Here is a 13,811-nt window from a genome sequence, read left to right on the forward strand (position 1 = left end):
GCGCCCATGCCGGCCACGTCGCCCACGTTGTCGCCCACGTTGTCGGCGATGGTGGCGGGGTTGCGGGGGTCATCCTCAGGGATTCCGGCTTCTACTTTGCCCACCAGGTCGGCGCCCACGTCGGCGGCCTTGGTGAAGATACCGCCGCCCACACGGCCGAACAGAGCCATGAAGGAGGCGCCCATGCCGAACATAACCATGGTCTGGGCAATCTTGGCGGCCTCAAAGTGGGCAATGTACTTCAGGATGTGGAACCAGATGGATACATCCAGCAGGCCCAGGCCAACTACGGTAAAGCCCATAACGGCGCCGGAGGAGAAGGCCACGTTCAGACCGCGATTCAGGCTCTCGTGGGCGGCGTTGGCGGTACGGGCGTTGGCGGAGGTGGCGATCTTCATACCTACAAAACCAGCCAGACCGGAGTAGATACCACCGGTGAGGAAGGCAAAGGGGATAAACCAGTTATCCAGCATGCCAACGCCAGCCAAAATGAGCAGGATCACGAAGACCACAATAAAGATCTTGGCGACGGTGGTATACTGGCGCTTAAGATAAGCGTTAGCGCCTTTACGAATGGAGGCGGCGAGTTTTTGCATTAATTCTGTGCCTTCAGAAAACTTTAGCACCTTTCTTGCTTGGGCTACGGCGAAGATTAAGGCGATCAACGCGCCCACTAGACCGAGCCAAAAGAGGTTTTCGATCATCTTACCCAACTCCTTTGTTTTGGGAAGCCCTTGTAGCGCAAGGCTTCCCGGTTTTACAGACAACAATATAATACCTCAAAACACATCTGTTTGGCAAGAGTATTCAAAAAAGAAAGCGTCAAATCCGAGGATTTGACGCTTTGGACAAAAACGAATGGTTAGTTTAAGAACGTTTCCATGCATTTCCGCTAAAGAGAACCAAAATTGGTAAAACCTCCAGGCGGCCAATGATCATACACAGGGACAGCACCAGTTTGGAGAAGCCGGAGAAGAAGGCGTAATTGCCCATGGGACCTACCAGTTCCAGCCCGGGGCCGATGTTGCCGATGCAGGAAACTACAGCGGTAAATGTGGTGCCGAAGGAATTGTTGTCCACAGATACAAGCAAGGTGGCGCCCAGGGTAATGAAGATGTAAGCCGCGAAGAAAATTTGTACAGAGCGCAGGGCGGTTTCGTCCACGATCCTGCCGTCCAGTTTGACCACGTTTACCGCCCGCGGATGGATGACCTGTCGGATCTCGCGTTTGATGCACCGGCCCAGCAACAGAGCGCGGGAACATTTGATTGCGCCGCCGGTGGAGCCGGCGCAGGCGCCGATAAACATGAGCAGTACCAGCAAGACCCTGGAGAACTCCGGCCATAGGTTGAAATCCGTGCTGGCGAAGCCGGTGGTGGAGATGATGGAACCCACCTGGAATGCGGCGTGGCGGATGGATTCTCCGCCGGTGGGGTAAAGATCCCAGATATTAATGGAGATCAGCGTGATGCTGGCAAAGACCACAATCAGAAAGAACCGCAGCTCATCGCTTTTGAATACCTGCCTCACCTTGCCGCACAGCAGCAGGAAGTACAGGGAGAAGTTCACCGAGAACAGCAGCATAAAGATGGTGACAATGATCTCAATGGCAGGACTGTTGTAGGCGGCGATGGAGAGGTTCTTCATGGAGAAGCCGCCGGTGCCGGCGGTGCCGAAGGAGTGGACGATGGAGTCGAACAGGGGCATGCCGGCGATGCGCAGGGCCACGATCTCGACGAGGGTGAGAGCACAGTAGATGGCGTAGAGGATCTTGGAGGACTGGCTGCTCTTGGGCACCAGCTTGCTGACCACAGGACCGGGGCTCTCCGCCTTCATAAGGTGGAGCGTACGGGACCCCAGGCTGGGCAGCAGTGCAATGGTGAGGATCAGAACTCCCATACCACCCAGCCAGTGGATGAAGGAACGCCAGAACAAAATGCCCTTGGGCAGGGGCTCCACCGCGGTCAGTATGGAAGCGCCGGTGGTGGTAAAGCCGGAGACAGCCTCAAAAAAGCAGTCGATGTAGGAAGAGAAGTAGCCGCAGAAATAAAAGGGCAGCGCGCCGACGGCCCCCATCAGCAGCCAGATCAGCGCCACGGTAAAAAAGCCTTCCCGGGGGAAGAAATGGTCGTCGCTTTTTAACAGCGACAGGAGGAAACCAACGATCATGACCAGAGGGATGGTCAGAAGGAAAGGAGAGGGATCTTCCTGATAGATCAGGCACACCAGCAGCGGGAGCAGCATGGTGATGGCCTCCACCATCAGGCATTTGCCCGTTACCTTGAATACCAGTCTGAAATTCATTGCGCAGCCCCCAGATCCAGCAGAGAATCCTCATAGATGTCATTGAGGTCCAGAATGCCGTGGTTGCGTGAGATCAGGATGACGGTGTCACCGGCGGAGATGGAGGCGGAGCCGTCAGGGATGATGATTTTGCCCTGATGGACCAGTACGGCGATCAGGATACCCTTTTTCAGCCGCAGGTCCTTCAGCGGTACGCCCTGATTATGGGTCGTCTCATTGGCAATAAACTCCAGCGCCTCGGCATGGCCGTCGCAAATCTTGTACAGGGCGTTCATCACGCTGCCCTTTGAATTCTGCATGCCGCGGACCACTTGGAGGATCTGGCTGGCCGTAATCAACTTGGGGGAGATCACGCTGTCCAGCCCGGCGGCATGGGCAATGCCGGCATAATTCTGTCGGTTGGATTTGGCGATTACCTTCTTCACGCCCTGCTGCATGGCGTAGAGGGAAATGATGATATTGTCCTCGTCCCGGTCGGTAAGGGCGATAAAGGCATCGGAGGCGCTGGCATTCTCCTCCTCCAGAAGCTCCTGGTCGGTACCGTCGCCCTGAATAATCAGAGCCTGCGGGAGTACGTCGCTGAGGTGGCGGCACCGATCCTCGCTGCGCTCCACGATCTTAACCCGCATACCCAGTTTCAGCAAGATGGCAGTAAGGTAGTGAGCGATCCGGCCGCCGCCGATGATGAAGGCTGAGTGCAGCTTTGGTGTATGCCGCCCCAGCAGACGGAAAAAGGCGTTGAGACCGGCAGGCTGTCCTACCAGGTAGAGACGATCGCCTGCACGGGGAACAAAAGTGCCGTCGGGTATAATAACTTCGCCATCCTCCCGCTCCGCAGCGCACAGAAGCATGGGCAGTTCGCGGATTTTGCTGGTCTGTGCGGACAAGGGCTGGTCTGCCAGAAAATCACCCTCCCGTACCCGGAAACCGATCAGCTCCACCCGGCCCCGGCAGAACGTTTCAATGTTGGCGGCGCTGGGAAAGCGGAGCAGCCGGGAGATCTCTACAGCAGTAGCATTCTCCGGATTGATGACCAGATCAATGCCCAGTTCCTGCTTCAGGTGGGACAGTTCCATGGCATACTCCACGTTGCGTACCCGGGCAATGGTGAATTTGGCGCCCAGCCGTTTGGCGGTCAGACAGCACACCATGTTGACCTCATCCATGCTGGTAGCGGCAATCAGAAGGTCAGCTGATTCCACACCCGATTCCCTCAGCGCGGAGATGGAGGCGCCGTTGCCCTTAATACACATGACATCCAATGATTCCGAAGCCCGGCGCAGCGCATCGTCATTGGTGTCGATTACGGTGACGTTGTGTTCCTCCTGGGACAGGTGTTCCGCCAGGGTAAACCCCACTTTACCGTCTCCCACGATGATGATCTTCAAACAATATCCACCCTTTCCGAATACCGTGGTATCCGCAAACGCTCACATGAGATAATCACTGCTATGATATATGAACGCTAGTACAGCCCATCTTAACGCAAAGTGTCTGTAGATGCAAGCGTTCTTTCAAAATTCTGCGCAATCTGGCGAATTTGTGGGGATACGGGCATATAGAAAAGAAAACTGCCGGCAAAATGCCGGCAGAAATGGAAAGAAACTGAAACAGTCAGATGGTCCACTCGCTGTGGATCATACCCACCAGATACCAGTCGTTGTTCCATACTTCAAAGACCAGTTTCAGAGAACACCAGTCAAACCCCTCCAATGCAGGATCAATGCCTGGGAAATAATACTCTACAAACCGGGCGTCCGCATAGGCTTCCACCACATTTTCCAGCGCGTTCCCGCTGGCCAGGATGGTATCGACGCCCACCTTGGGCGCTTCCGTATAGTCGGTGTTGAAGACATAACGCTCGAAATATTGGGCGGGTGTGCAGGAAATGGGATTGCCGGAACCATCGGCAAGGCCCCAGGTATAATACTGCTCGTCCCCGGCCAGTTGGGACACCTGCGCACGGGAAAGTACGTTGTCCCGGATCGGGTCCACGGTGGAATAGGGAGTCAGCATAACGCCTTTCTCAGGATGGATCAGCAGGGAAAGGGCGGCGTAGTCCTTTGCTTTCAGGGCTTCCAACACTTGGCCGCCTCGGTCCAGCAGGATGGTATTGTCGTTGGGGTCCAGCGGTTGTTCCTGCGGCGTGGCGGTGGAATGGTAACGGCTGAGGTTGTTTGAAACGCCCGGTGCAATGGCCGCGGCGCTGCCTGAAGCGTGGACGGAAGGAGGCAAAGCACTGCCGATGATGGTGCCCAGAAGCAGACCGCAGAAAAGCGCCAGGGATGACATCATAAGCGCCCGTTTCATGCTCGTTGCCTCCATTCTCCCAAGTACCGGTTTCAGATATGCGAAAACCCACATTTTCTGCCGGCGGTCCTATTGTAAAACAGCAGGACAAAAAATACAACAACAAATCGTTACAAATAAGAGTGGTATTTGTGCATCTTGCAATGAGGCTATGGAACTGGTATAATACATCCCACCGGTCATGTATGATTTGACCGATTGGGCTGAGATCCGGCGCGTTATCCATATCAGTAACCGAGGAGGTATTTCAGGTATGCACGAACATGAACTGCAGTTCCATATAAAGTGTAAGCAAGGCGATGTAGGACGCTACTGTTTTCTGCCGGGAGATCCCGGGCGTTGCGAAAAGATCGCCGCCTATTTTGATGACCCCGTAAAGATTGGAAGCAATCGGGAATACACCATTTATACAGGAACCCTGCTGGGAGAGAAGGTAAGCGTATGCTCCACCGGCATCGGCGGTCCGTCAGCAGTGATTGCAATGGAGGAACTCCACAACATTGGGGCGGATACCTTTATCCGGGTGGGGACCTGCGGGGGCATTGCGCTTCCGGTCAAGAGCGACGACGTGGTGATCGCCACCGGTGCGGTGCGGCATGAGGGTGCCAGCCGGGAATATGCACCTATTGAGTTCCCGGCAGTATCCGATTATGAAGTACAGACTGCTCTGGTCCAGGCCGCTAAAAATCTGGGCAAGCCCTGGCATGCCGGCGTGGTTCAGTGTAAGGACTCCTTCTATGGTCAGCACAGCCCCGCCCGAATGCCGGTGGCCCAGGAACTGCTCTATAAATGGGAGGCATGGAAGCGCCTTGGGGTTCTGGCTTCCGAGATGGAATCGGCAGCCCTTTTCTGCTGCGCTGCCGCCCTGGGCGTACGCTGCGGTTCCTGCTTCCATGTGATCTGGAATCAGGAGCGGGAAGCCGCCGGCCTGGATCAGGAGGAGAGCCACGATCTTTCCGCCGCTCTGGAAGTTGGTATAGAAGCAGTCAAGCTGCTCATTGCCGCAGACCGGGAGAAAGCCTGAATACATATTTTTTAAAACCCCGCCGCAATAAGCGGCGGGGTTTCTCGTGCCCAAATGCAAGTATGCGTATGCGAATAAAGCATAACAGAAATTTGCGCCCAGTTGCAAACGGGGTTTGTGAATGTTGTGCATTGACAACTGTTAGCAAACAAACTAAACTAAACATAGTATGTAAAAAGGAGATGACGAAATGCGTCAGGAGCGCCATATTGGCTATGAGGTCAAAGCTCTGTCCAATCTGCTGAGGCGCAAAGTGCTGGAAATGACCGGTTCCACAGACGGGGACGACTTTACCGAGATGCAAGTGAAGATCCTGGGATTTTTGTGCCACAACCAGGACCAGGAAGTGTGTCAGAAAGATATTGAGGAGGCATTTTATATCCGGCGGTCCACGGCTTCCAGGCTGCTCAAACGCTTGGAAGCTGAGGGTTATATTGTCCGTCAGTCGGTGGAGCGGGATGCCAGACTCAAGCGGGTGACCACGACGCCAAAGGCGGATGCGCTGCATCAACAGATTATGGATCGGATCAGCAGCGTGGAAAGTCTGCTCACCCGCGGCGTAAGCCGGGAGGAGCTGGATCAATTTCTCAGCACAGTGGAAAAACTGAAGCAAAATTTGATGTAAGTTGTCCTGATAGGCCTTACAAAACGTCATCGCAATGCGCGCGGGCCATGGCCCGTTGATCCTTAAGGAGGGAACCCTATGAAGAAGAAGCGCGGCTTGATCAGCTGCATCGGGGAGTTCAAGCTGGATGCCATACTTACGCCTATCTTTGTAATCGGCGAGGTGGCATTTGACGTACTGATCCCCATGATGACAGGCAAGCTGCTGGACGAAGGTGTGAAGGCGGGCAGCATGGCCCACATTCTTCAGTATGGTATTCTGGTGGTTGCAATGGCGCTGATGGCGCTGTTGCTGGGCGCGCTGTCCGGCCGCTTTGCCGCCAAGGCATCCACCGGCTTCTCACGCAACTTGCGCCGTGAGATGTATCAGAACGTCCAGAAGTTCTCCTTTTCCAACATTGACAAATTCTCCACCGGCGGCATTATTACCAGGCTAACTACCGATGTAACCAACGTACAGATGGCCTTTATGATGATCATTCGGATCGCGGTACGCTGCCCCATCATGTTGATCTGTGCCTGGGTGCTGACCTTTACCATCAATCCCCAGCTGGCGCTGATTTTCCTGATTGTCATTCCTGTGTTGGCGATCGGCATTTTGGCAATCATGAGATCTGCTCACCCGGTCTTTGAGCGAGTATTCAAGAAATATGACTGGCTGAACAACGTGGTGGAAGAAAACCTGCTGGGTATTCGCGTGGTCAAATCCTTTGTACGGGAGGATCATGAGAAGAAAAAGTTCGGCAAGGTATCCAACGAGATCTATATGGACTTCTCCAAAGCGGAGAAGATCGTGGCCTTCAACATGCCGTTGATGCAGATCTGCGTCTATGCCTGCATGCTCACGGTATCTTGGATTGGCGCCAATCTGGTGGTGGGCGGCGAGCTTACCACCGGTCAGCTGACCAGTATGTTCAGCTATATCATGATGATCCTCATGAGCCTGATGATGCTGTCCATGGTGCTGATGATGATCATTCTGGCCCGGGCTTCCGCCGAGCGGATCGTGGAACTGCTCAACGAGGAGAGCGACCTGAAAAACGGCCCCGATCCCATCTATGAGGTGAAGGACGGCTCCGTGGTCTTTGAAAACGTCAGCTTTAGCTATGCCAAGGACCCCACCAAGGAGTGTCTGAAGGACGTGAATCTCACCATCAAGTCCGGCGAGACCGTGGGTATCCTGGGCGGCACCGGCACCTCCAAAACTACCTTGGTCCAGCTGATCCCCCGCCTGTACGACGCCACTGAGGGCCGGGTACTGGTAGGCGGCGTGGATGTGCGGGACTACGATATGGAGGCCCTGCGGGAGCAGGTGGCCATGGTACTCCAGAAGAACGTGCTTTTCTCCGGTACCATCAAAGAGAATCTGCGCTGGGGCAACAAGGAGGCCACCGATGAGGAGATGGTCCGGGTGTGTAAGCTGGCCCAGGCTGATCCCTTTATCCAGGAGTTCCCCGACAAGTATGATACTCACATCGAGCAGGGTGGTTCCAACGTCTCCGGCGGCCAGAAGCAGCGGTTGTGTATTGCCCGGGCCTTGCTGAAAAAGCCCAAGATCCTCATTCTGGACGACTCCACCTCCGCCGTGGATACCAAGACCGACGCCCTCATCCGCAAGGCCTTCCGGGAGGAGATCCCTGAGACCACCAAGTTCATCATCGCCCAGCGTATCTCCTCCATCGAGGACGCCGACAAGATCCTGGTGATGGACGGCGGCAAGATCGCCGCTATGGGCACCCATGAAGAATTGCTGAAAAACTGCGGTATTTATCGTGAAATTTATGAGTCCCAGACGAAGGGAGGGAGCGAGGATGAATAAAACGCCTGTGAAAAGATCCCATACCGTGCGCCGACTGATGCGCTATGTAGGTCGGGGCTACGGCCTCCGCTTTGTCCTGGTTCTTTTGTGTATCATGGTCAGCGCCATTGCCTCTGTATCCGGTTCGCTGTTCCTGGGCTCCCTCATCGATGACTATATCACCCCTCTGCTGGCTATGGACAATCCCGTGTTTGACGGCCTGCTTCGGGCTTTGATCATGATGGGGTGCCTGTACCTCACCGGCGCGCTGTGTGCCCTTGCCTACAACCGGTTGATGGTCACCATCTCCCAGGGCGTGCAGAAGAAGATCCGTGACGATCTGTTCGGACATATGCAATCCCTGCCCATCAAGTATTTTGATACCCATGCCCACGGCGATGTGATGAGCGTATACACCAACGACGTGGATACGTTGCGTCAGATGTTTTCTCAGAGCATCCCCCAGGTCATCAATTCCCTGATGATGATCATAGTCGCTTTTATCGGAATGCTCACCACCAACCTGATGCTGACCGGCGTTGTCGTCCTTTGTATCGTTGTGATGCTGCTGGTGACCCGCTTCCTGGCAGGGCGCAGCGGACGGTACTTTATCCGGCAGCAGATCAAGATCGGCGATCTGAACGGCTATATTGAGGAGATGATCAACGGCCAGAAGGTGGTCAAGGTCTTTTGCCATGAGGAGGAGGCCCAGGAGGGCTTTGACAAGGTAAACGACGCCTTGTGCGAAAGCGCCTATAAGGCCAATAAATATGCCAACATCCTTATGCCCATCCTGATTAACATCGGCAACATTCAATATGTCATCATTGCCATGGCCGGCGGCGCGCTGGCCCTCAGCGGTGTGGGGGGCGCCATCACGCTGGGCGTCATCGCCACGTTCCTCCAGCTGTCCAAGAGCCTGTCCAACCCCATCAGCCAGATCTCCCAGCAGCTCAACTCGGTGGTCATGGCCCTGGCCGGCGCCCAGCGGATCTTCGATCTGATGGATGAGCCTCCTGAGGAGGATCACGGTACCGTCACCCTGGTCAACGTGGCCTTCGATCAGGACGGCACCCTCCACGAGACCGGCGAGCATACCAACCTGTGGGCCTGGAAGGTTCCTCAGGAAGACGGGTCCTTTGCCTACACCAGACTGGCGGGCGACGTGCGCTTCGACCATGTGGACTTTGCCTACGAGGAGGGCAAGACCATCCTCCATGACATCACGCTCTTTGCCAAGCCAGGTCAAAAGCTGGCCTTCGTGGGCGCCACCGGCGCGGGCAAGACCACCATTACCAACCTGATCAACCGCTTCTACGACATTGCCGACGGCAAGATTCACTACGACGGCATCTCCATCAACGATATTAAGAAGCCGGATCTGCGGCGCTCTCTGGGCATCGTACTTCAGGACACCAACTTGTTTACCGGTACCGTCCGGGAGAACATCCGTTACGGCAACCTGAGCGCCACCGATGAGGAGGTAGAGGCCGCCGCCGTGCTGGCCAATGCCGATGACTTTATCCGCCGGCTGCCCCAGGGATATGATACTATGCTCACCGGCAACGGCGCCAACCTGTCTCAGGGCCAGCGGCAGCTCATTGCCATTGCACGGGCCGCGGTTGCCGACCCGCCGGTGATGATCCTGGATGAGGCCACCTCTTCCATCGATACCCGTACGGAGGCCATTGTTCAACAGGGAATGGATTCTTTGATGTGTGGACGCACGGTGTTTGTCATTGCACACCGGCTCTCCACCGTCCGAAACTCCGATGCTATCATGGTGCTGGATCATGGCCGCATTGTGGAACGGGGCGACCATGAGGATCTGATTAACCAACACGGCCTCTACTATCAACTTTATACCGGCGCTTTTGAGCTGGAATAAGAAACGAAAAAGACACGCCGCTGCATTGCAGCGGCGTGTCTTAGTTTGGGCAAAGAGAGAAGCCTTACAGCATATCCATCAAAAACCGGGCGGCGTGTTCCATGGCCTCATTGGCTTTTCTCATAGGGAAGGTCTGAAAGACGTGCCACATCTTGTCCCACACCTCCAGCCGGCAGGGGACGGAGGCCTTGAGCATACGGTTGCGCAGGCGTACCGCGTCGGAGAGCAGCAGCTCGTTGGTGCCGGCCTGGATCAGGGTAGGAGGAAAGCCGGTCAGATCGGCGAACAGGGGGGACAGGCAAGGATCGGTGAAGTCCTCTCCCCGGGCATAGGCGTCCCGGGTGGCGTGGATATAATTTAAGGTAAGGACCGGGTCAATGTCCGCCCGTTCCTGATAGGAGTTCCCGCTGGCCGTCATATCGGTCCAGGGCGAGAACAGAAGCAGGGCCCGGGGCAGCCGCCGTCCTGCCTGCTTGAGCTTATGGGTGAGAACCAATGCCAGATTGCCTCCTGCCGAGTCGCCTGCCACCACCACGTCCCGGGCTCCGTATCCCAGGTACATCAGATGGTCCCAGGCCTGGAGAGCGTCCTCCACGGCGGCGGGGTAGGGATGCTCGGGCGCCAGGCGGTATTCAAAACTCATGACCTGCATTCCGGTGACCAGAGACAATTTGGAGCCCAAAATGCGGGAGTAGCCCAGCGTGCCGCTGGTATAGCCGCCGCCGTGACAATAGAGGATAACTTTCCGGTGGTCATAGCTTCGATGGGGCCTGATCCAGGCGCAGTTCATTTCACCCAGCAGGAAGGTCTCCCAGCTCATGCCTCCCATTGGAGCCACCAGACGGCCCAGCAATTCCTGATTTTTTCGCTGCTTAGTCAGATCTTCCACGTTCATGACCTCGGGCGTAGCGGCGCTGTGGATGGCCTTCAAAGCCCGCATAAAGGGCGCCAGACGCTGCTTTTCCGCCCGCTGGCCGGCAAGTTCTTCCCGTTTCGTGTGGTGTTTCATGTGGGGATTCCTCCTCAGGAGTCAGGCGAAGGGCCGCCTTGTAAACAGCATTATAGCATAGGCTGATTATAAAAGAAAGTGCGCTTTCCCTTGTGAGCGACAGTGGAATGTGTTATTCTTTTACAGAAGAAGGGGGTGGAGTATATGGCCGGGAAACAGCCGGAGGAGAAGGAAAAACGGCAGAAAGAGTGGTATCGTCTGGACAATGCGGCGGTGGTGTACTCCGCCATCCAGAAGGAGCGGTATTCGGCGGTCTATCGGTTTTCCGCCGTCATGGATCAGCCGGTGGACCCCGCAGCCCTTCAGCGGGCGGTGGATAAGACCATGCCCCGCTTTCCCGGATTCCGGGTGCGCATCAAACAGGGCGTTTTCTGGTACTATTCCGAGTTCAATGATGCGCCGGGGCCTTTTGTGCAGAAGGATATCTCCAACTGCTGTCAGCCGGTGCGCTTTGACCAGGACGACGGCTGGCTGGTACGCTTCTTTTATTATGAGCGGCGCATTTCCCTGGAAGTATTCCACGCCATCAGCGACGGCGCGGGGGCTATGACCCTGCTGCGCACCTTGCTGGCGGTCTACCTGCGGGAACTGGGGTACCAGATCCCCAATACCTGCGGTGTGCTGGACGTGGACAAGCCGCCACGACCGGAAGAGCTGGAGGACGCCTACGCTCGCTATGCCACTGTAAAAGCAAGACGCTTTACAACCCTGAAGAAGGCGTATCCCAACGCCGGTACGGCGGAACCGTTCTATACATTGAATGTGACGATGGGATTCTGCTCCGTGCGGCAGTTGAAGGAAAAGGCCAGGGAACACGGCGCGTCCATCACAGAGTATCTGACGGCGGTGCTGCTGAAGGTTTTGGTGGATCAGCAGCGCAGGGAACGGCCCAAAAAGGAACTGCCGGTGGCGCTGGCCATCCCCATCAATTTACGGCCCTGGTTTCCCACCGAGAGCCTGCGCAATTTTATTCTGACAGTCCGGCCCTGTATTGATCCCGGCCTGGGGGAGTATACCTTTGAGGAGATCGTCAGTCAGGTACATCACTACCTGCGCCTGAACATCAACCGCCAGCAGATGCAGGCGGAGCTTGCGGGCAACGTGAAGTTTGCCAGGAACAAACTGGTGCAGATCACACCGGTGGTCCTTAAAAATCCCGGTGTCGCCTTTGGGTACTGGATGGCGGGCGTACGGCCCTTCTCCGGTACTTATACCAATCCGGGTCCCTTTGAGGTGCCGGAAGAGATGCGGCCCCACATCCGGCGGATGGAGGTTATCCTGGGCCAGGCCACCATGCCGAGAGTCCACTGCGCCTCCATCAGCTATGGTGATGTGATGGAGATCACCTTTGCCGGTACCCAGAAGGAGTCGGATACCGAGCGGGACTTTTTCCGCTTTTTGGTGCGGGACGGCATCCATGTGAAGGTGGAGAGCAACCGTACCCAGTAAGGAGGAGACGTCATGCCCTATTGTGTTCATTGTGGGGTGGAGCTTGATGGGACGGCCACATTTTGCCCACTGTGCCGGACAGAAGTGATAGACCCCGGCCGCCCGCCGGATACCCAGTCGCCCAAACCCTTTCCTGACGAGCGGGGAGAGGTGCCCCCCATCCCCAAGGGAGCGGTGGCGGCGGTCATTACCGCCATGCTGGCCTGCGTGGCGGTGGGCTGCGGTCTGCTGAACCTGTTTTTAAAGCCTGGTCGCACCTGGTCTCTCTATGTGATTGGGGCCACTATTATGCTCTGGCTGTGGATTGTGCTGCCCATTCTCTTCAAGCGGATCCCCCTTCTGGTACGCAGCCTTATCAACGTGGCAGCGGTGGCACTGTATGTCTATCTGATGTCGGTGGAGCTGAACGGAAGGGCGTGGTATCTGGGGCTGGCGGTACCCATCATTCTGTGGGGCGGGGCGGTATGGCTGCTGCTGTCGCTCATGCTGCGGGTTTATCACCGCTCTGTGATCAGCAGCGCCGCGATTTTGATCGGCAGCCTGGGCGTCTTTTTGCTGGGGGTGGAGTTTTTTATCGACCGCTGGCTGACAGGCGGATGGGACCCCTCCTGGTCTCTGGTGGTACTTACCATCTGCGTGTGTACCGTGATTCCATTGGTCATCATCCGGCGCATTCCCGCGTTTCGGGAAGAGGTGCGTCGTCGTTTCCATACCTGAACAAGCACCGGGGCGGCGCAATCTTGCGCCGCCCTTTTCGTCTGTCCCGCCGGCGGGGCGCATAGAATAGCAGAAAGGGGGGGGCGCGGCATGGAGGGGCGGTTTGTGCTGGCGGAGGGCCGTGGCTGGCTCACCGTTCGGGAGCAGCAGGGCCGGGCGGTGTGCTGCGCTCAGATCCCAGACGACCAACGGGGCCTGTATAAATGCTGGCTGGTAGGCCCCACGGGAAAGGCGCTGCTGGGCACCTTTGTGCCGCAGGAAGGCGCCCTGCGGCTGGAACGTACCCTGTCGGTGAGCGAACTGAAGCGTCAGGGCGCCTGGCCGCCGGAGGGGGGCGAGGCGGCGCTGGCCTTCACCTTTGGCGGGAAGGAGGGGCCGCCTCAGGGCTGGAGCAGAGTGGACGCTCCCGGACAGCTGCTGGGCGAGCCCCTGCTCTCGGCGGCTGCCCGGGGCCCGGCGCTGATGCGCCGGGAGGAGAACGGCTTTTTGCTGGCCTACCGGTATGAACCAGACAGCCCCTTTCCTTTAACGCCGCTGTTTTGCTTTGCCCGGCTGATGCAGCTGAATGGACGGGATTATCTCTGCTTTCCCTTTCGGCCCGGAGGATGTCCCAGACTGGAAGAGTTGTAATTTTACCACGTTTGCGTTATACTGGCACAATGAGATTCCATATTACAAATGAGGAATG

The 13,811-nt window shown here is 56.5% G+C and carries 12 protein-coding genes; 7 read left to right on the forward strand and 5 right to left on the reverse strand.

Translation table 11 applies throughout. The features are described from left to right. The 4 genes from Q0K43_RS02070 to Q0K43_RS02085 all read right to left on the reverse strand — a co-directional run. Positions 1-704, reverse strand: a 704-nt coding sequence (locus tag Q0K43_RS02070) for a sodium/proton-translocating pyrophosphatase (protein ID WP_297288910.1), incomplete at its 3' end; no start/stop codon positions are given. 163 nt (positions 705-867) lie between these two features. Then, on the reverse strand, positions 868-2,304 hold the full coding sequence (locus Q0K43_RS02075; RefSeq protein WP_297288911.1) for a TrkH family potassium uptake protein: 1,437 nt from the start codon (positions 2,302-2,304) through the stop codon (positions 868-870). Continuing rightward, a complete protein-coding gene (gene trkA, locus Q0K43_RS02080; protein WP_297288912.1) occupies positions 2,301-3,692 on the reverse strand; it encodes a Trk system potassium transporter TrkA in 1,392 nt (463 codons plus the stop codon). The genes Q0K43_RS02075 and trkA overlap by 4 nt, the downstream gene beginning before the upstream one ends. A gap of 226 nt (positions 3,693-3,918) precedes the next feature. Further along, a complete protein-coding gene (locus tag Q0K43_RS02085) occupies positions 3,919-4,614 on the reverse strand; it encodes a hypothetical protein (RefSeq protein WP_297288913.1) in 696 nt (231 codons plus the stop codon). Positions 4,615-4,867: 253 nt separating this feature from the next. Here Q0K43_RS02085 and udp point away from each other — a divergent pair, with 253 nt between their 5' ends. The 4 genes from udp to Q0K43_RS02105 all read left to right on the forward strand — a co-directional run bounded on the left by udp (position 4,868) and on the right by Q0K43_RS02105 (position 9,948). After that, positions 4,868-5,638 carry a uridine phosphorylase gene (udp, locus tag Q0K43_RS02090; protein ID WP_297288914.1) on the forward strand — a complete coding sequence of 257 codons (771 nt, stop codon included), beginning with the start codon at positions 4,868-4,870 and terminating at the stop codon, positions 5,636-5,638. Positions 5,639-5,828: 190 nt separating this feature from the next. Next, complete coding sequence (locus Q0K43_RS02095) at positions 5,829-6,263, forward strand: MarR family winged helix-turn-helix transcriptional regulator (protein ID WP_297288915.1); 435 nt, start codon at positions 5,829-5,831, stop codon at positions 6,261-6,263. A gap of 78 nt (positions 6,264-6,341) precedes the next feature. Beyond that, entirely contained in the window at positions 6,342-8,081 is a 1,740-nt protein-coding gene (locus Q0K43_RS02100) for an ABC transporter ATP-binding protein (RefSeq protein ID WP_297288916.1), read from the forward strand. Further along, positions 8,074-9,948 carry an ABC transporter ATP-binding protein gene (locus Q0K43_RS02105; protein WP_297288917.1) on the forward strand — a complete coding sequence of 625 codons (1,875 nt, stop codon included), beginning with the start codon at positions 8,074-8,076 and terminating at the stop codon, positions 9,946-9,948. The genes Q0K43_RS02100 and Q0K43_RS02105 overlap by 8 nt, the downstream gene beginning before the upstream one ends. 64 nt (positions 9,949-10,012) lie before the next feature. Here Q0K43_RS02105 and Q0K43_RS02110 read toward each other — a convergent pair whose 3' ends face one another. Next, entirely contained in the window at positions 10,013-10,957 is a 945-nt protein-coding gene (locus Q0K43_RS02110; protein ID WP_297288918.1) for an alpha/beta hydrolase, read from the reverse strand. Between the two features lie 144 nt (positions 10,958-11,101). Between Q0K43_RS02110 and Q0K43_RS02115 the strand changes: the two genes are divergently transcribed. From Q0K43_RS02115 to Q0K43_RS02125, 3 genes are all read left to right on the forward strand, one after another. Then, positions 11,102-12,406: a hypothetical protein gene (locus tag Q0K43_RS02115; protein WP_297288919.1), complete on the forward strand. Its 1,305-nt coding sequence runs from the start codon at positions 11,102-11,104 to the stop codon at positions 12,404-12,406. A 12-nt stretch (positions 12,407-12,418) separates the two neighbouring features. Then, a complete protein-coding gene (locus tag Q0K43_RS02120) occupies positions 12,419-13,123 on the forward strand; it encodes a DUF6320 domain-containing protein (RefSeq protein WP_297288920.1) in 705 nt (234 codons plus the stop codon). A 90-nt stretch (positions 13,124-13,213) separates the two neighbouring features. Further along, the gene (locus tag Q0K43_RS02125) at positions 13,214-13,753 is read left to right on the forward strand and encodes a hypothetical protein (RefSeq protein ID WP_297288921.1); all 540 of its coding nucleotides are present in this window, start codon (positions 13,214-13,216) and stop codon (positions 13,751-13,753) included. The last annotated feature ends 58 nt before the right edge of the window (positions 13,754-13,811 follow it).

It is taken from the genome of uncultured Flavonifractor sp. (assembly GCF_944383115.1).
Classification (GTDB): Bacteria; Bacillota; Clostridia; order Oscillospirales; family Oscillospiraceae; genus Flavonifractor.

Coding starts and splice junctions, on each gene's coding strand:
- Q0K43_RS02075 (WP_297288911.1), bottom strand. CDS start 2,304: ATGAATTTCAGACTGGTATTCAAGGTAACGGGCAAATGCCTGATGGTG.
- Q0K43_RS02085 (WP_297288913.1), bottom strand. CDS start 4,614: ATGAAACGGGCGCTTATGATGTCATCCCTGGCGCTTTTCTGCGGTCTG.
- udp (WP_297288914.1), top strand. CDS start 4,868: ATGCACGAACATGAACTGCAGTTCCATATAAAGTGTAAGCAAGGCGAT.
- Q0K43_RS02095 (WP_297288915.1), top strand. CDS start 5,829: ATGCGTCAGGAGCGCCATATTGGCTATGAGGTCAAAGCTCTGTCCAAT.
- Q0K43_RS02100 (WP_297288916.1), top strand. CDS start 6,342: ATGAAGAAGAAGCGCGGCTTGATCAGCTGCATCGGGGAGTTCAAGCTG.
- Q0K43_RS02105 (WP_297288917.1), top strand. CDS start 8,074: ATGAATAAAACGCCTGTGAAAAGATCCCATACCGTGCGCCGACTGATG.
- Q0K43_RS02110 (WP_297288918.1), bottom strand. CDS start 10,957: ATGAAACACCACACGAAACGGGAAGAACTTGCCGGCCAGCGGGCGGAA.
- Q0K43_RS02115 (WP_297288919.1), top strand. CDS start 11,102: ATGGCCGGGAAACAGCCGGAGGAGAAGGAAAAACGGCAGAAAGAGTGG.
- Q0K43_RS02120 (WP_297288920.1), top strand. CDS start 12,419: ATGCCCTATTGTGTTCATTGTGGGGTGGAGCTTGATGGGACGGCCACA.
- Q0K43_RS02125 (WP_297288921.1), top strand. CDS start 13,214: ATGGAGGGGCGGTTTGTGCTGGCGGAGGGCCGTGGCTGGCTCACCGTT.